Below are 19276 nucleotides of genomic sequence, written 5' to 3' on the forward strand. Positions count from 1 at the left end.
TGGCTCTTCGCCGGTGGCGGTCCGCGCGTCCGCCACCGACGACAAGGGCCTGGGCCGCCGCTCAGGCGTGGCAGTCGGGCAGACCGCCGTTGTACGTGGACATCTCCTGGAAGAGCGCGCCGACATCGAGGGGACTGCCGGGGGCCGCGCCGTGTGCCTCCGCGTAGCCGCGGTGCAGATTCGGCACCAAACGCTCCGGGTCGAGAAGCAGGTGGAACGGGTTCGGCCCGATGTCACGGGCGAGCTGAAGCGGGGACAGGCCGGCGGCGACACCCCGCCGGGCATTCTCCTCGAGCCAGCGGAAGTACGCCTCGTTGCGGTCGATCAGATCGGGGCCGCCGACCGGGCCGTGCCCGGGGACGATCGTCTCGGCGCCGAAGGCCCGGAGACGCTCCATCGCCAGCAGCGATCCGGAGACCGATCCCATCAGACAGAACGGGGTGACGCCGGACATCACGAGGTCACCGGTGAACAGGACACGCCGTTCGGGCAGCCAGACGACGGTGTCATTGGTGGTGTGGGCCGGCCCGATGTGGACCAGATCGGCGCGCACCCCTCCGATGTGCAGCGTCATCGACTCCCGGTAGGTGATGTCGGGGAGGGCTATGGAGAGATCGCCCCACCGCACCTCGGGCCAGAGCCCGGTGAGGCGCAGCCCGGCCGAGTCCATCTCGGTCCGCGTGAGCTCGTGGGCCACGATCAGTGCCTCGGGGAAGAGGGAATTCCCGAAGGTGTGGTCGCCGTGGAAGTGGGTGTTCACCACGGCGCGCGGCGGGGCCGCCGACCGGTACAGCACCTCGGTGCGCAGCAGCCGGGCGCGGTGCTCGGTGGCCGCGGTGTCCACCAGCAGGCTCTGGCCGTCGTCGCCGACGACGAGCCCCGCGTTGTTGAGGCACCAGCCGCCGTCGGGCTGTATGTACGCGTGGACTCCCTCGGCGACCTCGACCATGTGCGGGACGGCCCCGACCGCCGTGGTCACAGCTGGTGGGACGGGGCGAGGCCGAGCTTGTCCAGCATCGGGAGGTAGTTGGCGACGTCGTAGTGCTCGATGACCTGCCCGGCCTCGTTGAAGAGCAGTTCCTCCAACATGAACCAGGACACCGCCTGCCCGGTCGGGGCCTTTCCGAGGAACTCGCCCTGGTGGCTGGCCGTCACGGTGATCCGCAGGCAGACGCGGTCACCTTCGGCGACGATGGACTTGACCTCCAGGTGCAGATCGGGGAAGCCGACGAGGGCGCCCTCCATCGCCTTGATCATGGGCTCAGAGGGCACAGGGCGGTCTTCGGAGAAGTGCCGGACGTCCGGGGACCAGTGCTTGACGATTCCCTGGACCTCCCCGCGGTTCCAGCTCGCGACCATGGAGAGGGCGAGCTCTTTGTTGCGTTCTTGGACGGACTTGCCGGTCAGGCTGGTGGACATGCTGGTTTCCTTCCGGATCGGTGGAGGTGGAGCGGTGGGAAACTGGAGGGGCTGAGCGGGCCGGGAGCCCGGCCGCTATGCGGAGGGCTTCTCGCGCCGCGGAGCGAAATCGGCGGCATGATCGGCCGCCCACTGGGCGAACGTCCTGGCCGGACGGCCGGTGACGCGTTCAACGGTGTCCACGGGGACGGGCGGGTGGGCGACGGCGTCGGCCAGGTAGCCCAGCACCATTTCGACCACCGCCGAGGGCATGAACGTGCCCATGGACTGCCTGGCCTCTTCGGGTGTGATCTCTTCGAAGGCGAGGGGGCGGCCGATGGCCTCGGCCATCGCGCGCACCATGTCGGCCTGTGTGATCGTTTCGGGGCCGGTGAGGACGTACGAGCGCCCGGCGTGCCCGTCCTCCAGCAGCGCCGCTGCGGCCACGGCGGCGACGTCGGCCTCGTGGATCAGCACTCGGGGGGCGTCGCCGTAGGGGGCGCGCACCACGTCCTCGGTGCGGACGGAGTCGGCCCACCTCCACAGGACATTGGCCGCGAACTCGCCGGGTCGGACGAAGGTCCACTCGACACCGGACTCCTCGACGGCGTGCTCCACAGCGCGGTGGTGCTCTCCGCTGTGGTTGTCGCCCGAGGTGTCCAGTACGGAGGACGAGGAGAGGACGACGATCCGCCGCACACCGGCCTCCCTCGCGATGGCCGCCACCTCGCGGGCGCTCTCCGGAACGGGGAAGAGGTAGAGGCGCTCGACGCCCCCCAGCGCCGCGCGCAGGGTGTGCGGGTGCCGTAGATCGCCCTCGTGGACCTCGACTCCGGCCGGCAGCGCGGCGGCAGCCGGGTTCCGGGTCAGTGCCCGCACCGGTACGCCTGCGGAGAGCAGGAGGTCGATCACCAGGCGGCCCACGGATCCTGTGGCCCCTGTCACCAAAACCGTCACATTCGCTCCGCCCTGTCGGCCCCAGATCCGCGGGGCTTCTTCGTCCGTTGCCCGACCAGGGTCGGAAACTGGACTGGAGCGCCCCCTGAGGCTCGCTGGAGCGCCGGCCCCGCGGGCGGCGGAGGGTTTCTCAGCGGTCCGCGCGTCCCGCGGCGCGGTCGGCGATGCGCTGCTCGATACCGTCGAGGATGCGCTGGAGCCCGAACTCGAAGCCGCTGTCGGGCCCGAGCCCCTCGCCCGGCTCCTCGAAGACACCCGACTTCCAGATCCTGGTGAGGGCCGGGAAGCGGGCGGCGGTGATCCTCCGCTCCAGCAGCGGTCCGGTCTGCTCGTACCACTGGTCGTAGCTCAGGCCGGAGCGCCGCGCGTCCTGTTCGGCATCGGCCGACTGCTGCGCCGCGCCGCGCACATAGCCGTTCAGCAGATGGACGACGGAGAGCATCTCCCGCTCGTCCAGGCCCACCCCGGAGAGAGCGCCGAGCACGCCGTCCCACATGGCGGTCTCATGGGGGCCCATCAGCATCCGCGACGAGACCAGGGGCGGTACCCACGGGTGGTGCCGGGCGATGTCCATGCTGCTCCGGGCGTAGAGCTCCAGGGCCTGCCGCCAGTCGCCGGCGGATTCGAGCGAGGGCGCTTCGCCGAGGACTTCGTCGAGCATGCAGTTGACCAGCTCGGCGCGGCGCGGGACATACGTGTAGAGCGACATGGCGGAGACGCCGAGCGGCTTGGCCACCTTGCGCATCGACAGGGCGGCCAGCCCTTCGGCGTCGGCGATGGCGATCGCGGTCCGCACGATGCGGTCGACGGTGAGTCCCTGGCGGGGGCCGCGGGCCGGCCGGGCCGGCTCCCGTCCCTCACGCCACAACAGGGCCAGGGCGCGCGCCGGATCCATCCGGTCGTTTCCTTCGGTCATTCGGGTTCCTGACCTCACATCGGAGTGGTAATCCTGTACGCTGTAACGAGTTTTCCTTACAACGTAAAGAGTTTAGCGCCGCTCGACACAACACCCCGAGCCAGCAGAAAGCGAGGCGACGCTTTGTCCTCTTCCACTCCCGTTGTGCCCGCGGAAACCGTCAAGGCCGTCAAGGCGGGCCCGCCCGGCGCGCGCCGGCAGCATCCCGCCAAGAAACGCTTCGAGCTCAGCCGCAGAGCGCGAAAGCTGACACTGGTCATCCATGTCGTCACGTCGGTCGGCTGGGTGGGGCTGTCGCTGGCCATGGCGGTCCTGGGGACCATGGGGTACACCACGGACGACCCCGCCGTCGCCAAGGGCGTCTACTACGCGATGTACGTGTTCGACGACACCTGTGTGACGGTCTTCAGCGTCACCGCGGCGGTCACCGGCATCCTGCTCTCCTGCGGTACCAAGTGGGGGCTGATGCTGCACTGGTGGATCGTCGTCAAGTGGGTCATCACCCTGTTCATGACGATCTTCGCGTGGTTTGTGATCCATCCGATCGTCACCACGGCCACGGAGCGGACGGCCGATGTGGGCGACGGCCCGCCGAACCCCGGCTGGGTCGCCGACTTCCTCCTGTGGAGCGTCCCCGCGCTGTTCGTCCTGCTCACCGTGGCCGCCGTGATCTCGATCTACAAGCCTTGGGGGCGCACCGCCCGTGGCCGTCGCGCCCAGGCCGGTAGCAGGCGGCGCTGAAGCAGGTCAGTCGCCCGGCCGGCCGCGGGCGGGAACCTTCCGCGCGGCGTCGAAAGCGGCACACCAGGCCGTCACACTGGGGGCCCGCAACAGCCCCGTACCGATGAGCAGCCCGGCGAATCCCTCGTCGATCAGCCGGGCCGCCGTCACCGGGTCGGCGATCCCGCTCGCACTGACCGGGAGACGTGTGCCCGTGGAACGCACCGACGGCAGCAACGTCCGGCTGCGGGCCGGGTCGCCCGGCAGCCGTTCCCGGGCGGCGATGTCCTTGTTGTTGACCGCGACGACACATGCGGATCCGCGCCGCACGAGCGCGACCTCCGCCTCGTCGGCGACCTCCACGAACGGGGTCAGCCCGAGCTCCAGGGCACGATCGGTCAGCCGGGCCAGTGCCGTCGCCGGCAGCACCCTGGCGGTCAGCAGGACGGCGGAGGCACCTAGTTCCCGGGTCCGCTCCAGCTGACGCCCGTTGGTGATGAAGTCCTTGCGCAGCAGCGGCAGCGCGGTACGGGCGGCGACGTCCTTCAGCAGGTTCTCCGAGCCGCCGAACCAGTGCCCCGTGACCACCGAGAGACAGGGCGCGCCCGCGGCCTCGAACCGTTCGACCGTTTCGGCTACCCCACGAGCGCCGAGCAGATCCCGGCCGTCGGCGTCCTGCCGCTTGATCTCCATGATCAGTGGCCGGTCGGCCTTGGCCAGCGCGTCGGTGAAGCGGTTGTTCATGCGGCTCTCCAGGCGTGGGCGATGACGGACGCTCGGTCGGCTCGGAGCAGGCCGTCGTCGGCACGCGCCGCTGAGTCGACATCGATACCGAGGAAGCGGGGGTGCGCACGGGCACCCGCGAAGTCGGCCGGATTGCCGCTGTGGAGGCCGCCCGCCAGCAGGAACGGCAGTCCTGTGCGGTCGGCGAGGGCGGACACGGCCATGTCGTCCAAGGGCTGCGCGGTGCTCCCGATCCGGCCGTCGGAGCTGACGGTGTCCAGCAGGAAGCAGTCGGCACCCGCGCGTTCGTAGGCACCGGTCAGCCGCTCCTCCAGGCATGCGCCCCGACGCAGATGGAGAACCTTGACGATCTCCAGGCCCGAAGGCCCGTCCCGGCGCAGCGCGCGCACGGTCCCGGGGGCTTGGAAGCCGTGCAACTGCACACAAGGCACCCGGGACATCGCCACCACCGCCAGCAGCGCTCGGACGTCGGACGAGAAGGTGACCAGCACCGGTTTGAGCCGCCCGGTGTCCAGGGCGAGCGCGGACAGCCGGGCAAGCCGGGCGGCCGTCAGCTCGGACCGGCCGCCCGGCACGCCGTGCCACAGTCCGACCAGATCGGCCCCGGCCGCCGCCATGTCCGTCACCTCGGCCGCGGTGGTGGCACCGCAGAACTTGACCAGCACTATCCGGCCCCCGGCGGCTCGGCTTCCCGTACCAGCGAACCCTCGGCGAATCCGCTGCCGTCCGTGCTCAGCAGCCTCGGGTGTGCCGCCCTCAGATCGGCGAGGACCCGCTCGTACGGAAGGTCGTTGAACTCCCCGTGGTGACGGAGGAATTCCATGTGACGGCGGCCGTCCGGGCCGAAGGAGTGGTGCAGGCTGTCGGCGGTGCCGTCGAATTCCAGCGGCGTCAGCCGGTACAGCCGGCACAGCGCCTTGTTGAACACCGGTGTCGCCTTGACCCAACGGCCGTCGAGGAACACGGAGGCGTAACAGTGCATGTGGAACACATCGCCGCCGAGCAGCTGTATGAGCCGATCCGAGGCCAGGTGATTGCGTACGTCGGCCAGGACGAGCCGGGCCGGGACGCCGAGCGACCGCAGCCCGGCCGCGTACAGCACCGACTTGTGCAGGCACATGCCGACGCGGGTCCGTGCCACCGTGCTCGCCCGCAGCCCGGTACGGGACAGATCGGCGTCGTACACCTCGTAGCGGACGGAGTCGCGCACCGCGTAGTAGAGCGCGACGGCCTGTGCGGTGGGGGTGGTCGCTCCGGCCGGCAGGGCGTCCGCGACGAAGTCGTGGACCTCGGGCGATGTGTGATCGAGGAAGAGGGTGGCGCGCAGGGTGCTGGGATCCTCGGTGTTCCGGGTCGTCACGGTGACGTCTCTCCGCTCGTGGTTCTCAAGCTTCGGGCAGGGGCGCGGGTGGGCGGTGTGCCACCGGCGGAGCGGACCCGCTCACAGGCCGAGCAGGGACGCGATGCGGTTGCGCTGGATCTCGGAGGTGCCCGAGTAGACCGTCGAGCCGACCGAGTTGCGCAGCTCCGCCTCGATGCCGTACTCGGCCATATGGCCGTTGCCGCCGAAAATCTGCAGGGCGGCGAGGGCGGAGGCGACATTCGCCTCACTGGTAACCAGTTTGGCCATGGCGATGTCCCGGGTCACGTTCTTGCCGGCCGCCATCCGTTCGGCGGTGCCGTACAGCCAGTGCCGGGCGGTCTCCGCCCCGATCTCCATGTCCACGATCTTGTGGGAGACGGCCTGGTACTCGCCGATGGGCCGGCCGAACTGGGTGCGGGTGCGCGCGTACTCGACACAGCGGGTGACGCGGTGGCGCATTTCTCCCGCGTTCACGATGAAGGAGCAGAGGATCTCCCGGCGCATCACATGGTCGAGCACCAGGAATCCGCTGCCCTGCCGGCCCAGGACCCGGGTCGCGGGAATCCGGCAGTCGTCGAAGTACAGCTCGCTCAGGGGAGAGGTGCGCAACCCCATCTTGGCGACGGGCGAACCGACGCGGAGGCCCGGAGTGTCCCGCTCCACCAGGAACGCGGTGATGCTGAGCGGGCCCGGGAGGTCACTGGTGCGAGCGTAGACGGTGAACAGGCCGGCCACCGGACCGTTGCTGACGAACGCCTTGCTGCCGTTGAGCACGTACTCGTCGCCGTCGCGCACCGCCCTCGTCCGCATCGACAGCGCGTCCGAACCGCTGTCCGGCTCGCTGATGGCATGGGCACCGATCAACTCGCCCGAGCAGATCCGCGGCAGATACTGTTCCTTGAGGGCCTCCGAGCCGAAGCGCTGTATCGGCACCCCGGTGCTGACGAGATGGGTGCAGACCGAGAAGCTCAGCCCGGCGTCCCGGCAGCCCTCGCCGAGCCCCTCCAGGACATACATGGTGGTCAGCAGCGACTGTCCGAGGCCACCCCACTTCTCATCGAACGGCAGCCCGAGGAGGCCGGTACCGGCCAGGGTCCGCCAGCTGTCGTACGAGAACGCGGCGGCCTCGTCCCGCTCGATACGGCCGGTGTTGAGATCCTTCATCAAGGGGGCCAGGCCCGCGCGCAGCGCCCGCTGTTCCGGGGTCCACTCGATCATCAGTAGTGGGAGTAGTCGGAGGAGTGGAGGTCATGGCGTTCGTCGCCGCGGAGGGCGGGGGCGAACACGCACACCAGGCGCAGGTCCTCCGTCGCGTCCGCGACAAGCCAGTGGGCGTCGTGGCGGTCGAGAGCGTAGAGCGTGCCGGGGGTGATCGGGTGTGCGTTGCCCGCGGTGTCGATCACCTGGCCGCTGCCGGCTATGCAGTAGCAGCTCTCCAGATGGTTCCGGTACTCCAGACGGGACTTCGTGCCCGCGCGGACGATCGTGTCGGTGACGGTGTAGCCGACACCGTCGCCCTCGGTGAGAAAGCGGCGGCTGAGGCCGTTCCCCCAGTCGACGCAGGGCACGTCTTCGAGCTTACGGACGATCATGGATGGATTCCTCTCTTCCGGCCGTCGGCAGGCGTGTGTGACGGTTGGGGAGTGCGCAGTTCGCGTACGAAGGACTGGAGTTCGCCGACGGGGTCGCGCCCCGCGGCGCGGGCCTGTTCCATGCGGGCCACCCCGGCGCTGCCGACCACGGCGGCCTCGGCGCCGAGCCCTTCGAGGAACTCGATGTCGGTGGCTGTCCGGACCCCGAAGCCGACCGCCACGGGTGCGGACGCGGCGGAGCGCAGGGTGGCGGTGACCGCACCGAGCCGTTTCCGGTCCCAGGCCGCGGCGGTTCCGCTGCGACCGTAGTGGGCGACCAGGTACAGATAGGCGGAGCCGTGCTCCACCGCCTCGGCCACGGCGTCGGGGCCGGAGACGGCGTAGCAGGTCGTGACGAGCGGCAGCCCCGCCCGGCGCACGGCTTCGTAGTGGGCCGTGCGCAGCCGGGGCGGCACCCCGTGCAGCAGCAGCCCGTCACAGCCCGCGTCACGGGCCGCGGCGGCGAACTCGCCGGGGGCGGTGCCCCGGACGGTGTGGCTCCAGTCGGCCAGCAGGGCGATCCGCAGACGCCGCAGTCCGGGCCGTACCGACGCCACGGTGTCCAGGACCGCCCGCGGTGTCACTCCGGTGGCCAGCGCACGGTCGGCAGATGCCCGGACGACCGGCCCGTCGGTGGCCGAGCCGGGGAACGGCACGGCCAGTTCGAGGCAGTCGACCTCGTTCTCGTCCAGCATGGCGACGAGTTCGGGCAGGAGTGCGAGCGGCGGGTCCCCGGCGTTGACGAACACCGCGAGGCCGGGACGGCCCGGTCGGCGGTGGGCGAAGAACTCAGACATGGGCGGTTGCCTCCGAGCGGAGACGGGCGAGGAGACCGAGAGCCCGGCCGTCCCGTACGACGCCCCGGGCGGCAGCCAGCGCGGCGTCCCAGTCGTCGGTGAACCGGCCGGCCACGGCGAGTGCGGCGGCGTTCAGGCAGACGGTTTCCTCGGCCACCGGGGAACACCGTCCCGACAGCACCTCGCGGAAGTACGTCACGGGATCGTCGCCCTGCGGGCGCAGTTCCTCCGTGGATCCGGACCGCAGCCCCAGGCGGGCCGGGTCAAGAACGAACTCCCGCTCGGCGGACCCCTCGTGGAGGTAAACACGGTTCGGTGTGAAGCTCAGGAGCTCATCGGCACCGGCTTCGTTGACGCACAGCCACACCGAGCGGTCGCCACCACGGGCCCGGTACGCCGCGGCGTGCCGCAGCCCGGTCACGAGCCGCAGGTCTGCCGCACCGGTCAGCTGCGCCTTGGCCGGGAGGCAGGAGAGGAAGGGGCCGAGAGCGTTGACGAAGAGCCCGATACGCCGCATGTCCAGCGGCAGCACACCCCGTGCGAGCAGGGTGAGTTCGACCGGGTAGACAAAGGCCCCGGCGAAGGCGATGCCGTGGCGCTCCAGAGAGGCGTGGGTCTGCTCGTACGAGGAGACCAGCGGGATTCCGAGGCGTTCCAGCAGGTCGACGGAGCCGAGGCTGCCGGTGTACGCGCGCGACCCTGTCTTCACCACCTTGACCCCCATCGCGGCGGCCACCACGGCGGCGGCGGTGGAGACGTTGAAGGTCCTCGGACCTCCGCCGGTCCCGACGATGTTGACCGCGGCACCGACATCGGCGTGGATACCCGCCGGCCCGCGTTCGGCCAGTGAGTCCAGCAGTCCGGTCAGGGTGTCGCGGTCGGGCATCCGGGTGGAGAGCGAGGCGAGCAGGGCCACCGCTTCGCCCCGGCGCAGATCGCCTTCGTGGAGCCGGTCCCAGAACGACCGCCAGACCGGCAGCCCGACGGGCCGGTCTCGCCGGAGCAGCGTGGCGACGGCTTCATGCACGGCTAGGCGCTCTTCGTCCGCTGCTGCGACGCGTGGGTGATGAACGCGTCGATGGCCGCCACCGACCTGAAGGACTCCGGCCGCAGATCAACCTTCTCGGTGTCGATTCCGTACCGGTCCTCGATCCAGACGATCACCTTGAGCAGCCCCAGGCTGTCGATCACACCGTGCTCCAGCAGGTCGTACTCGTACTCCAGTTCCGCCGGGGGCACGTCCGGCAGGAATTCCTCGACCACGAACTCGCGTATGGCCCGGGCGTACTGCATGTCAGCTCTCCTCGGTGAAGTGGACACGTACGGTTCGTTCGCGGTCCGCCTTGCCGGTGGCGGTCCGGGGCAGCGGCTCGTCGGTGATCAGCAGCCGGACGGGGATCGCGGACTTGGGCAGCCCGTGCGCCAGATGCCCGCGCAGCGTCAGGGTGTTGAGGCCGGAGCCGGCGCGGCGGCGTGCCACGGCGTGCAGCGAGTGGCCGGACACCGGGTCCGGCAGGGCCAGGACGGCTGCCTCGGCGACACCGGGGTGGGCCAGGAGCACGCGCTCGACTTCCTGGAGGTTGACCCGTATCCCCCGGACCTTGACCTGGTAGTCCGTGCGTCCGACGAGCGTCAGCTCGCCCTCGGCGGAGCGGTGGACCAGGTCTCCGCTGCGGAACCAGCTCCGGTCGTCGGCCCCTTCGGGATGCGGGACGAAGCCGCCGCGGACAGCCGCCTCGCCGAGATAGCCCCGGCTCTGGAAAGGGGTGGAAACATGGAGTTCCCCGGTGCCGGGCCCGTCCAGCACTCTGCCGTCCCCGGTGACGAGCAGGGCCCGCACCCCGGGCAGCGGATGCCCGAGCGGCAGCGGGCGTCCGGGATCCGGGGTGCCCCGTACTTCGTGCAGGAAGCTGTCATTGGTCTCGGTGCAGCCGTAGACGTTGTACAGCCGAGCACCGGGCAGCAGGCGCGGGAGGGCCGCCAGAACCGGAGAGGGCATGGTGTCCCCGGTGAAGACGGCGTGCCGGACGGACGGGAGGGTACGGCCCCCGTCACGGGCGGCGTCGGTCAGCAGCCGGTAGAGCAGCGGCACGGACTGGACCACTTCGGGCCGCTCCCGCTCGACGAGGTCGAGAAGCCGGCCGCCCTGAGGAACGCGGTCCGCGTCGACCAGGAGGACCCGGCCGCCGAGGGCGAGCGTCGTCCACACGTCCAACAGGCACACGTCGAAGTTCAGCGGCGCGTAGTTGAGCACGGTCGTACCGGGCCCGATGCCGAAGGTCTCGCCGGCCCAGGCCGTGAAGCGGTCCACCGCGGTGCCGTCCAGCGGCACGATCTTGGGAATCCCGGTAGTGCCGGAGGTGGTGAGCAGCAGCGCGGTCTCGCCGAGGTCCGTTCGGCCGGGGCGGTCCCGATGGGCCGTGCCGGGGGCGGCGGTCGGTACGGGAGGGTTCCTCGGGGCGGTCTTTCCCGGGGTGAGCACATGACGTACACCGGCCTGTTCGTACAGCCGGTCCAGGACGTCCTTGCCCAGCGCGGGCGGAGTCAGCAGCGGCGGCCGGTGCTCCAGGAGGCAGGCCAGTATCAGGGCGACCGTCCGTGGCGACTTGACCGCGGGGACGCCGACCGGCTCTCCCTCCGGTATCAGGGCGATCCGCTCCCGCTCCAGTTCCGCGCGCCGGAGCAGGGCTCCGTAGCTGATCGCGTGCCCCCACCAGACCAGGGCGGTCGCGTCGGGGGCCCGCCGTGCCTGGTCCACGATGCCCGCGACGAACGAACCCGGCCCCGCGGTGATGACTGCGGTGTCGATGCCATCCACACTCTTTACCTCCGGTCCCCGTTCGACGAACGTTCGACGAACTCGCTGATCCTCATCCTGGTTTCGTGGCCTGGAGGATCGTTGGAGGCTCGGCTGTGTGGCCGCGCGGTGCGCGCGGGCCCGGGGCGGCGGAGAGAGACGCCGGCCGGCCCGGACCCCGGTGAAGGGGCCGGGCCGGCCGCCGTGGTGTCGCGGGAGGGCTTCCTCAGCCGCGGAGGAGTTCGGCGAGCGCCAGGGCCGGGTCGTAGGCGGGCCGGCCGGCCGGCCACCAGACGCCGGACCGCTCCCGGTAGGGGTACCAGCGGCTGTCGCGCCCGTACCGCAGCTGCAATCCCCGGCCGGTCAGCGTCCAGTGGTTGCCGCGGACGGCGAGTTCGGGCAGCTCGTCGTCCTCCCAGCCCGCCGAGAGGGTCGCGCGGACCCGGGCGACTTTGGACCGCGGGGGTTCCCAGGCCTCTTCAAGCACCTGGAGCCCGGTGGCGCCGCCGAGCCGCCATGCCTCGACCGCCCGGTCCAGCTCGTCCGGCCGCCCGCAGGAGTCCCGCAGCCGTTGGGGCACCCGGGGGTCCGGATGGGTCGCGGCGATCCGCACGGTGTCCTGCCACGTGTCGAGCGGCCGGGGCGGCTCACTGGTCAGCCCCATCGCGTACGCCAACAGACCGCGCGCCCGCAGGGCCGCGTCGGCGACGAGCCGTTCCAGCGGGTCCGCCTCGATGCCGGTGACGGAGTCGGCGGCTCCCTCGAAGGGCTCGGGCAGGGGCGGGAGCGCGGGCAGGGAGGCGACAGGACGTGCGTAAGCCTCGGCCACCGGGGTCCCGCCGACCGCTCTGACGGTCTCTTCGCCTCCGTGCTCGCCGCTCTCCCCGTCCCCGTCCCCGTCCCCGTCCCCGTCCCCGTCCTCGTCCTCGTCCTCGTCCTCCGCGATCTCTTCGTCCGCGCCGTCGTCGGCGTCAAGCGTCATGGCCCGCATCAGCAGGACGGACTTCAGCTCCTCCAGCGCCTTGGCCCACGCCCGGCCGCGCACGAGCAGCAGCACCTGAGGCTCCTCGTCGAGCAGCCAGGAGAACTGGTAGCCGAGTGCCACCGCGTGCGTGCACGGATGGTCCGGATCGTCGCAGTCGCAGTCGGGTTCCAGCTCGCCGTAGCCGGGCAGCAGTCCCAGCCGCGCGTCCTCCGCCGCTTCCAGCAGATCGGGCGGGAGATCCCCGGCGAGCAGCGCCTCCGTCTCCGCCGGCCGGTCCGCGGTCCGCTCCCAGAGCGTGTCCCACTGGTCGTCGTCCAGCGAGGACACCTGGAGACCGACGGTGTACGGCTCGTCCTCACCGCCGTAGAACCGCGCCGCGATCCTCCCGGGGCTGACCGTGACGGGACCGAGCCTCCCGGAGCGGGCGACGGCCCGCCCCTTCCTCAGCGTCTCCTCGTCGGGCCAGCCGTCCTCCATCGACTCGGCCCAAGCCTTGCCCCACCAGGACTGGCCGCGGGCGCGTCCGCCCTTGCGGGGCGCGAACGCGGGAAAGCCCCGGGCCTCGTCGCCGTATCGGTCGCTCATTCCCCGCTCCTCAGCTCGACCAGGTCCGCGAGTTCGTCGTTCCCGAGCCTGCTCAGTGATTGTTCGCCGCTGCCGACGACGGCGTCGGCGAGCTCCCGCTTGGACTCCATCAGCGCGGCGATACGGTCCTCGACCGTGCCTTCCGCGATCATCTTGTGGACCTGCACCGGCCGGGTCTGGCCGATGCGATACGCCCGGTCGGTGGCCTGGGCCTCGACGGCCGGGTTCCACCAGCGGTCGTAGTGCACGACGTGGTCGGCCCGGGTCAGGTTGAGACCGGTGCCCGCGGCCTTCAGCGACAGGAGGAAGACCGGCACCTCGCCATCCTGGAAGCGGCGGACCATTTCCTCGCGCTTGGCCACGGGCGTCCCGCCGTGCAGCAATTGCGTGGGGATGCCCCGCTCCCGCAGATGCCGCTCCAGCAACCTGGCCATGGCGACGTACTGGGTGAAGACCAGCACCGCGCCGTCCTCGGCGGTGATCGTGTCCAGCAGCTCGTCGAGCAGAGCCAGCTTGCCGGAGCGGCCGGTCAGCTTCGGCTCGTCCTCCTTGAGGAACTGCGCGGGATGGTTGCAGATCTGCTTCAGCCCGGTGAGCAGCTTGAGGACCAGGCCACTGCGCGCGATTCCCGTGGTCGACCTGATCTCGGCCATCACATCCCGCACCTGCCGGTCGTAGAGGGCGGTCTGCTCCGCGGTGAGCGCCACCGGCCGGTCCGTCTCCGTCTTGGGCGGCAGTTCCGGTGCCACCCCGGGATCGGACTTGCGGCGGCGCAGCAGGAAGGGCCGCACGAGACGGGCGAGGCGCTCGGCGGAGGTGCCGCCGGAATCGGACCGCTCGGCCTCGATCGGGGCTGTCCAGCGGCGGCGGAAGTCGCTGTGGCTGCCGAGCAGCCCGGGAGTGGTCCAGTCGAGCACGGCCCACAGTTCGGAGAGGCTGTTCTCCACAGGGGTGCCGGTGAGGGCGATTCTGGCGTCCGCGGAGATCATCCGCAGCGCTCTGGCCGTGGCGGAGGAGGCGTTCTTGACGTGCTGTGCCTCGTCGGCGACGACCATGCCCCAGGGATGCCCGCCGAGCACCTCGCTCTCCACGCGCATGGTGCCGTAGGTGGTGAGGACGAAGCCGCGATCCACCCCTTCGAGACTGCGGCCGGTGCCGTGGAAGCGCCGGACAGCGGTGCCGGGGGCGAACCTGCGGATCTCCTGCTCCCAGTTGCCGAGCAGCGACGCCGGGCACACCACGAGGGTGGGTCCGCGGCTGCCCTCACGCTCCTGGCGGTACAGATGCAGTGCGATGAGCTGGATCGTCTTGCCGAGGCCCATGTCGTCGGCGAGGCAGCCGCCGAGACCGAGCGAAGTCATGCGCACCAGCCAGCCCAGACCGCGCAGCTGGTAGTCGCGCAGGTCCGCGGCGAGCGCGGCCGGCTGCTCCACGGCCTGCTCGGCGGGGGAGCCGGCGAGCAGGGCGCGGAGGGCACCGAGCCAGGGACCTTCGGCGACCGGTATCTGTTCCCCGCCGACCTCCGCGTAACCGGTGAAGGCGGCGACGATCGTTTCGATGGCGTTGAGCCGCTTGAGTTCGCGATCCCTCGCCCTGCGGGCGAGTTCGGGGTCGGCGAGCATCCACCGGCCGCGGACCCGCACCACCGGCCGCCCCGCCTCGGCGACGGCGGCCGTCTCCCGGTCGGTGAGCGGGTCCCCGTCGACGCGGAGCTGCCACCGCAGGTCGACAGTGCCGTCGCCACCGATGAAGGAACTCAGGTCGGTGGGAGGGGTGCGGTCCGCGCCGACCACCGCCTGCGCGGTCAGGCCGCGCTCCGCCTCGTCCGGCCATCGCACGTCGATGCCATGGGCCCGCAGACGCGCTGCGGCACCGCCCAGCAGCTCGCCGAACTCATCATCGGTGAGGTCGAGTTCCCGGGGTACGGGCAGCAGTCGCGCCAGCGGCTCCCAGACCGTCGCCGCACGGCGTACGGCGCGGACCGTCTCGGCCTGGGCGAGCGGACCCAGCGCGTGCGGGGCGCCGTCGAAGAGCTCTCCGGCGGTCAGGGCCACGGTCGGGTCGGCCAGATCGGAGACGAGGGGCACCACCTGCCCGACGAGCGTGTTCTCCTCTCCATGGACCAGCCGCACGGTCAGCGAGACCCGCACGCCCGAGTCGATGCCGACCGCGATCTCCTCCGCCCAGGCGCGCAGCTGCGGTACGTGCTGGGGCTCGACGGCGGCGAACGCGGCACGGCCGGTCGCCGTTTCGGCGGCCGCGGTGCGCGGCAGAGTGTCGGCGACCGCGTCGAGGAAAGAACGCAGCACCCCGACCGGCTCGGGCAGCAGCTCGCTCCCGGGGACAGGTACGGCGAGTGCCTCCGGCGGAGCGGCGGTGGCCAGCTCGCGCAGTCGCAGCACGTCCTCGGGATCGAGCGGGCCGGCTCGCCAGGCATCGTAGCCACCTGCGGAGACGCCCGGCAGCAGTCGCCCGCGGGAGGCGAGATGGAGCGCGAGCGCGGTGGCGGCCCCCCAGAAGACCGCGGCGGGGTGAGCCTGCCCGCTGCCGTCCCCGCCGTCCCCGCCGTCCCCGCCGTCCCCGCCGTCCTTCCGGTCGCGCAGGGCCAGGGCCAGAACCGGCAGCGCGTCGGTGACGGAGAGCCACAGCACGGGCAGGGAACGTACACCTTCGGCGGTGGCCAGCTCCACCTCCCCCACGACACCGCAGGGCAGTTCGGGCAGCCCCGCGCCCACGGGATCCCAGAAGCCCATGCGTCCCGTACGGGCCGGATCGCCCTGCTCGAAGACCACCGCGCACCTCGCCAGCCGTCCGGCGTGTTCAGGTGCAATGCCCACCATGTGTCCTGCCTTCTCGTTCCGGTCCGCGGCCCACCCGCGTTCCACGGTCTCTCTAGTGCTGTCTGTGACGGTTGCCAGGACTCTTGTCACCACCGGGAAGGAACTCTCCGTGATCACACTAATCAATCGGTTCGAGGTCACCGGTCCTGTAGCCGAATTCGAGCGCGTCTTCGACCGCACCTCGGCCTTCTTCGCCGCCCAGCCAGGCTTCATCCGTCACCGTCTGCTGCGCCGCACGGGCGAAGCGGGCCACTATGTCAACGTGGCCGACTGGGAGGACGAACAGTCCTTCCGCCGCGCCCTGGAGCTCCCGGAGTTCGGCTCCCACCGCACCGCGCTGCGCGCGCTGAGCAGCAGCGACCCGAATCTCTACACTCCGCTTCTGGAGCGGGTTCCGTCCTGACCGGCATGCGGGGAGGAGGAGCGGCGGCCCGCCGTCCCTCCTCCCCGTGCCGGCCCGGATTCGGCTCAGACGGCCTCTCGGGCCGACAGGGCCCGGTTGACCGCCTCCAGATACTCGCGCGGGGTCCCGGCCACGTCAGTGGCTTCGTCGAGCACCACCTCGTAGTCCCGTTCGATCCGTCCGGTGGTCTGGAGCATCGCCAGCGAGTCGTATCCGAGGGAGGCGAAGGGGATGTCCAGGACATCGCCCTCCAGGTCGACGTCCTCCTGCTCTCCCGCGCACTCGCGCAGCAGAGCGGTCAGTTCACTCAGTTTCAATTGCTTCATCACACTGTCTCTCCGCGTGCTGTGCACGCTTGGGCCGGGGATCGGGCTGGTAAGGGATCGGGTCTACTGGGCACCGGGCGGGGCCCGGCACATGCGGCGGGAAGCTCAGTCCTCCCCTCGGACCACGACCGCGGCGTTGAAGCCGCCGCGTCCGCGCGCCAGGACCAAGGCGTTGCGCAGCCGGACACCGTCCCGCGGGGCTCCGGTGACCAGATCGACGGGGCAGTCGCCGGCCGGGCGTGCCGTTCCGGTGGTCGGCGGGATCACCTGCTCACGCAGCGCGAACAGCGCGGCAGCCAAGTCCAGGGAGGCACCGCCCGCCAGTAGCCGGCCGGTCATGGACTTGGGGGCGGTGACCGGCACCCCGAACGCGCCGAACAGGGCGGCGATCGCCTCGGCCTCGGCCCGGTCCGCGGCACGGTCGCCCGCGGCGTCAGCGAAGACCACATCGATCTCCCCGGGTGTCACGCCGGCGTCGGCCAGAGCGGTCCGGGCCGCGTCGGCCAGGCGCGGCACGCCGGCACCGTCGAAGGTGGCCGCGTACCCGGCGACCGAGCCGTAGATTTCGGCACCGCGCTCCCGTGCCGCCGCCGCGTCCTCCAGGATCATCAGCGCGCCGCCCTCACCCACCACATGACCGGACGCCTCGGCGTCGAACGGCAGGAAGGCACGCGCCGGGTCGTCCTCGGTACTCAGCCCTCCGCCGGCGAGATGGGCCGCCCAGCCCCAGGGGCACAGGGCCGAGTCGACACCTCCGGTGATCACGAGCCGGCCACCCCTGCGGATCTGGCGCCGAGCCTGGGCGACCGCGTCGAGCCCGCCCGCCTGTTCGGAGACGAGGGAACTCCCGGCACCCCGCATACCGTGCCGGATGGAGAGCTGGCCGGTGTTGACGGCATAGAACCAGGCGAATGACTGGTACGCGCTGACATGCCGGCCGCCCTTGCTCCACAGCGCCTGCAACTCGCGCTGTCCGAATTCGAACCCGCCCGAGGAACTGGCGGTCACCACTCCCGCGCTGTATTCGGGAAGCTCCGACGGGTCCACCCCGGCGTCCGCGAGGGCCTCTTCGGCCGCGGCCAGTGACAGCCGCGTCACCCGGTCGGTCTGTGGCAGCAGCCGGCTGGGCACATGCTCCTCGGCGACGAATCCGGGCACCTCGCCCGCGAGCCGGACCGGATAGCCGACGGGGTCGAAGCGGGTGACGGGGCCGATGCCGCTCTCACCGCGCAGCACGGCCGCCCACCATGTCTTCGCTCCGAGTCCATTGGGCGCGGCCACTCCGATCCCGGTCACGACCGCCGTGGCCACAGGAGTGCCGACCTGCCGGGCCGGCGCGAATACGGTCGTGGTCACGCTGCCTCCGCGAGCCGCGGGCGGGTGAGGACGATGGCGCTCTGGAAGCCGCCGAACCCGCTGCCGACGCTGAGGACCGTGTCGGTCCGCTGTTCGCGGGCGGTACGAGGGGTGTAGTCCAGGTCGCAGTCGGGATCCGGCTCGTGGAGATTGGCTGTCGGCGGAACGGTGTTGTGGGTGATGGCCAGCACGCTGGCGGCCACCTCCAGCGAGCCGATCGCGCCCAGAGAGTGGCCGATCATCGACTTGATGGAGCTGACCGGAACCTGGTGGGCATGGCTGCCGAGACTGCGTTTGAAGGCGGCTGTCTCGTGCCGGTCGTTCTGTCTGGTGCCGGAGCCATGGGCGTTGATGTAGTCGACGGCGGTGCGGTCGAGCCGCGCCTCGTCGAGCGCGATCCGGATGGCCTCGGCCATCTCACGGCCATCGGCACGCAGCCCGGTCATGTGGTAGGCGTTGCTCCGACTGGCGAAGCCGGAGATCTCGGCGTACACCCGCGCGCCCCGGCGGCGTGCCCGCGCGAGGTCCTCCAGCACCAGGACCGCGGAACCCTCGCCCAGGACGAATCCGTCGCGGGTCCGGTCGAAGGGCCGAGAGGCGGTCGCCGGATCGTCGTTGCGCGGGCTGGTCGCCTTGATGGCGTCGAAGCAGGCGACGGTGATCGGGGAGATCGGCGCGTCGGTGGCGCCGGCCAGCATGACGTCGGCGCTGCCCTCACGGATCAGCTCGGCCGCGTGTCCGATCGAGTCCAGACCGGAGGTGCAGCCGTTGGAGACCAGCGAGACCGGGCCCTGTGCGCCGACGGTCCTGGCCACCTCGGCCGCCAGCGAACTGGGCACGAAGTAGTCGAAGAGATGGGAGACGGCCCGGGTGTGGTCGACGGCCCAGTCGCGACCGTGGTCACTCACGACCGCGTACTCCGTGTCCAGGCCGGTGGTGCAGCCTACTGCGCTGCCGAGGCTCACCCCGGTCCGCAGCGGGTCGAGCGCCTCGTTGACACCGCTGTCGGCGATCGCCTCACGTGCGCTGACGATGGCGAACTGCGCGGCACGGTCCAGGCGTCCCGCGTCCTGAGGGCTGAATCCGTGGGCGGCCGGGTCGAAGTCGGACTCGGCGGCGATTCGGGAACGGAACTGGCTTGCGTCGAACAGGGTGATGCCCCGGGTGGCCGTCCGGCCTGCCGTGAGCAGCTCCCAGAACGCCTTGACGCCCACGCCACCTGGGGCGACCACCCCTATACCGGTAATGACGACCCGTCTCATCGGATTCCTCACCGTCCTGAGCCTCGGTTGCGTACTCGTGCATCGAGCCTCACCCACGAAGCTGGAGGATGACTCGAATACCCGTCCGCTCCGAGCCTGGATCTCCGACTCGCGAACCCTGGCCCGGCCGGTGAGGGCCGGGGGCCGTCTTCCGGCGGATCGTGCCGGTGACCGCATCCGTAGACGGGGGACTTGG

At 71.1% G+C, this 19276-nt stretch carries 20 protein-coding genes; 2 read left to right on the forward strand and 18 right to left on the reverse strand.

The features are described from left to right. Positions 1 to 61 precede the first annotated feature (61 nt). From ABD371_RS28485 to ABD371_RS28500, 4 genes are all read right to left on the reverse strand, one after another. Positions 62 to 949 (reverse strand): MBL fold metallo-hydrolase, encoded by an 888-nt coding sequence (locus ABD371_RS28485; protein ID WP_381734968.1) that lies wholly within the window; start codon positions 947 to 949, stop codon positions 62 to 64. A gap of 26 nt (positions 950 to 975) precedes the next feature. Next, complete coding sequence (locus ABD371_RS28490; protein WP_344482994.1) at positions 976 to 1419, reverse strand: ester cyclase; 444 nt, start codon at positions 1417 to 1419, stop codon at positions 976 to 978. Between the two features lie 75 nt (positions 1420 to 1494). After that, positions 1495 to 2355 (reverse strand): NAD(P)H-binding protein, encoded by an 861-nt coding sequence (locus tag ABD371_RS28495; protein WP_344482997.1) that lies wholly within the window; start codon positions 2353 to 2355, stop codon positions 1495 to 1497. 130 nt (positions 2356 to 2485) lie between these two features. Next, entirely contained in the window at positions 2486 to 3271 is a 786-nt protein-coding gene (locus ABD371_RS28500) for a TetR/AcrR family transcriptional regulator (RefSeq protein ID WP_344483000.1), read from the reverse strand. 144 nt (positions 3272 to 3415) lie between these two features. Here ABD371_RS28500 and ABD371_RS28505 point away from each other — a divergent pair, with 144 nt between their 5' ends. Then, positions 3416 to 4012 (forward strand): hypothetical protein, encoded by a 597-nt coding sequence (locus ABD371_RS28505; protein ID WP_344483003.1) that lies wholly within the window; start codon positions 3416 to 3418, stop codon positions 4010 to 4012. A gap of 6 nt (positions 4013 to 4018) precedes the next feature. On the opposite strand, the gene ABD371_RS28510 is transcribed toward ABD371_RS28505, so the two are convergent. From ABD371_RS28510 to ABD371_RS28560, 11 genes are all read right to left on the reverse strand, one after another. Next, complete coding sequence (locus tag ABD371_RS28510; RefSeq protein WP_344483006.1) at positions 4019 to 4735, reverse strand: beta/alpha barrel domain-containing protein; 717 nt, start codon at positions 4733 to 4735, stop codon at positions 4019 to 4021. Then, a complete protein-coding gene (locus tag ABD371_RS28515) occupies positions 4732 to 5400 on the reverse strand; it encodes a phosphoribosylanthranilate isomerase (protein WP_344483009.1) in 669 nt (222 codons plus the stop codon). The genes ABD371_RS28510 and ABD371_RS28515 overlap by 4 nt, the downstream gene beginning before the upstream one ends. After that, positions 5400 to 6095 (reverse strand): transglutaminase-like domain-containing protein, encoded by a 696-nt coding sequence (locus ABD371_RS28520; protein WP_344483012.1) that lies wholly within the window; start codon positions 6093 to 6095, stop codon positions 5400 to 5402. The genes ABD371_RS28515 and ABD371_RS28520 overlap by 1 nt, the downstream gene beginning before the upstream one ends. An 81-nt stretch (positions 6096 to 6176) precedes the next feature. Next, a complete protein-coding gene (locus tag ABD371_RS28525) occupies positions 6177 to 7316 on the reverse strand; it encodes an acyl-CoA dehydrogenase family protein (RefSeq protein WP_344483016.1) in 1140 nt (379 codons plus the stop codon). Continuing rightward, positions 7316 to 7690 (reverse strand): ectoine synthase, encoded by a 375-nt coding sequence (locus ABD371_RS28530; RefSeq protein ID WP_344483019.1) that lies wholly within the window; start codon positions 7688 to 7690, stop codon positions 7316 to 7318. The genes ABD371_RS28525 and ABD371_RS28530 overlap by 1 nt, the downstream gene beginning before the upstream one ends. Then, on the reverse strand, positions 7687 to 8526 hold the full coding sequence (gene trpA / locus ABD371_RS28535) for a tryptophan synthase subunit alpha (protein ID WP_344483022.1): 840 nt from the start codon (positions 8524 to 8526) through the stop codon (positions 7687 to 7689). The genes ABD371_RS28530 and trpA overlap by 4 nt, the downstream gene beginning before the upstream one ends. Further along, a complete protein-coding gene (locus ABD371_RS28540) occupies positions 8519 to 9553 on the reverse strand; it encodes a hypothetical protein (protein WP_344483025.1) in 1035 nt (344 codons plus the stop codon). Before ABD371_RS28540 ends, trpA begins: the two co-directional genes overlap by 8 nt. A gap of 2 nt (positions 9554 to 9555) precedes the next feature. Further along, positions 9556 to 9819, reverse strand: a complete 264-nt coding sequence (locus ABD371_RS28545; RefSeq protein ID WP_344483028.1) for a phosphopantetheine-binding protein — start codon at positions 9817 to 9819, stop codon at positions 9556 to 9558. Between the two features lies 1 nt (position 9820). Next, positions 9821 to 11344: an AMP-binding protein gene (locus ABD371_RS28550; RefSeq protein ID WP_344483031.1), complete on the reverse strand. Its 1524-nt coding sequence runs from the start codon at positions 11342 to 11344 to the stop codon at positions 9821 to 9823. A gap of 205 nt (positions 11345 to 11549) precedes the next feature. Continuing rightward, positions 11550 to 12893: an SWIM zinc finger family protein gene (locus tag ABD371_RS28555; protein WP_344483034.1), complete on the reverse strand. Its 1344-nt coding sequence runs from the start codon at positions 12891 to 12893 to the stop codon at positions 11550 to 11552. After that, on the reverse strand, positions 12890 to 15733 hold the full coding sequence (locus ABD371_RS28560) for a DEAD/DEAH box helicase (protein WP_344483037.1): 2844 nt from the start codon (positions 15731 to 15733) through the stop codon (positions 12890 to 12892). Before ABD371_RS28560 ends, ABD371_RS28555 begins: the two co-directional genes overlap by 4 nt. A 109-nt stretch (positions 15734 to 15842) precedes the next feature. On the opposite strand from ABD371_RS28560, the gene ABD371_RS28565 reads away from it, so the two are divergent. After that, complete coding sequence (locus ABD371_RS28565; RefSeq protein ID WP_344483040.1) at positions 15843 to 16136, forward strand: antibiotic biosynthesis monooxygenase family protein; 294 nt, start codon at positions 15843 to 15845, stop codon at positions 16134 to 16136. 65 nt (positions 16137 to 16201) lie between these two features. On the opposite strand, the gene ABD371_RS28570 is transcribed toward ABD371_RS28565, so the two are convergent. The 3 genes from ABD371_RS28570 to ABD371_RS28580 form a co-directional block, all read right to left on the reverse strand. Next, positions 16202 to 16462, reverse strand: a complete 261-nt coding sequence (locus tag ABD371_RS28570) for an acyl carrier protein (RefSeq protein WP_344483043.1) — start codon at positions 16460 to 16462, stop codon at positions 16202 to 16204. Positions 16463 to 16567: 105 nt separating this feature from the next. Further along, positions 16568 to 17818 (reverse strand): ketosynthase chain-length factor, encoded by a 1251-nt coding sequence (locus ABD371_RS28575; protein ID WP_344483046.1) that lies wholly within the window; start codon positions 17816 to 17818, stop codon positions 16568 to 16570. Next, positions 17815 to 19080 (reverse strand): beta-ketoacyl-[acyl-carrier-protein] synthase family protein, encoded by a 1266-nt coding sequence (locus ABD371_RS28580; protein ID WP_344483049.1) that lies wholly within the window; start codon positions 19078 to 19080, stop codon positions 17815 to 17817. The genes ABD371_RS28575 and ABD371_RS28580 overlap by 4 nt, the downstream gene beginning before the upstream one ends. Between the last annotated feature and the right edge of the window lie 196 nt (positions 19081 to 19276).

The organism is Streptomyces amakusaensis (genome assembly GCF_039532665.1).
In the GTDB taxonomy this organism is placed as follows: Bacteria; Actinomycetota; Actinomycetes; order Streptomycetales; family Streptomycetaceae; genus Streptomyces; species Streptomyces amakusaensis.

Coding starts and splice junctions, on each gene's coding strand:
- ABD371_RS28570 (WP_344483043.1), bottom strand. CDS start 16,462: ATGAAGCAATTGAAACTGAGTGAACTGACCGCTCTGCTGCGCGAGTGC.
- ABD371_RS28490 (WP_344482994.1), bottom strand. CDS start 1,419: ATGTCCACCAGCCTGACCGGCAAGTCCGTCCAAGAACGCAACAAAGAG.
- ABD371_RS28580 (WP_344483049.1), bottom strand. CDS start 19,080: ATGAGACGGGTCGTCATTACCGGTATAGGGGTGGTCGCCCCAGGTGGC.
- ABD371_RS28500 (WP_344483000.1), bottom strand. CDS start 3,271: ATGACCGAAGGAAACGACCGGATGGATCCGGCGCGCGCCCTGGCCCTG.
- ABD371_RS28510 (WP_344483006.1), bottom strand. CDS start 4,735: ATGAACAACCGCTTCACCGACGCGCTGGCCAAGGCCGACCGGCCACTG.
- ABD371_RS28560 (WP_344483037.1), bottom strand. CDS start 15,733: ATGGTGGGCATTGCACCTGAACACGCCGGACGGCTGGCGAGGTGCGCG.
- ABD371_RS28485 (WP_381734968.1), bottom strand. CDS start 949: ATGGTCGAGGTCGCCGAGGGAGTCCACGCGTACATACAGCCCGACGGC.
- ABD371_RS28525 (WP_344483016.1), bottom strand. CDS start 7,316: ATGATCGAGTGGACCCCGGAACAGCGGGCGCTGCGCGCGGGCCTGGCC.
- ABD371_RS28545 (WP_344483028.1), bottom strand. CDS start 9,819: ATGCAGTACGCCCGGGCCATACGCGAGTTCGTGGTCGAGGAATTCCTG.
- ABD371_RS28555 (WP_344483034.1), bottom strand. CDS start 12,893: ATGAGCGACCGATACGGCGACGAGGCCCGGGGCTTTCCCGCGTTCGCG.
- ABD371_RS28530 (WP_344483019.1), bottom strand. CDS start 7,690: ATGATCGTCCGTAAGCTCGAAGACGTGCCCTGCGTCGACTGGGGGAAC.
- trpA (WP_344483022.1), bottom strand. CDS start 8,526: ATGTCTGAGTTCTTCGCCCACCGCCGACCGGGCCGTCCCGGCCTCGCG.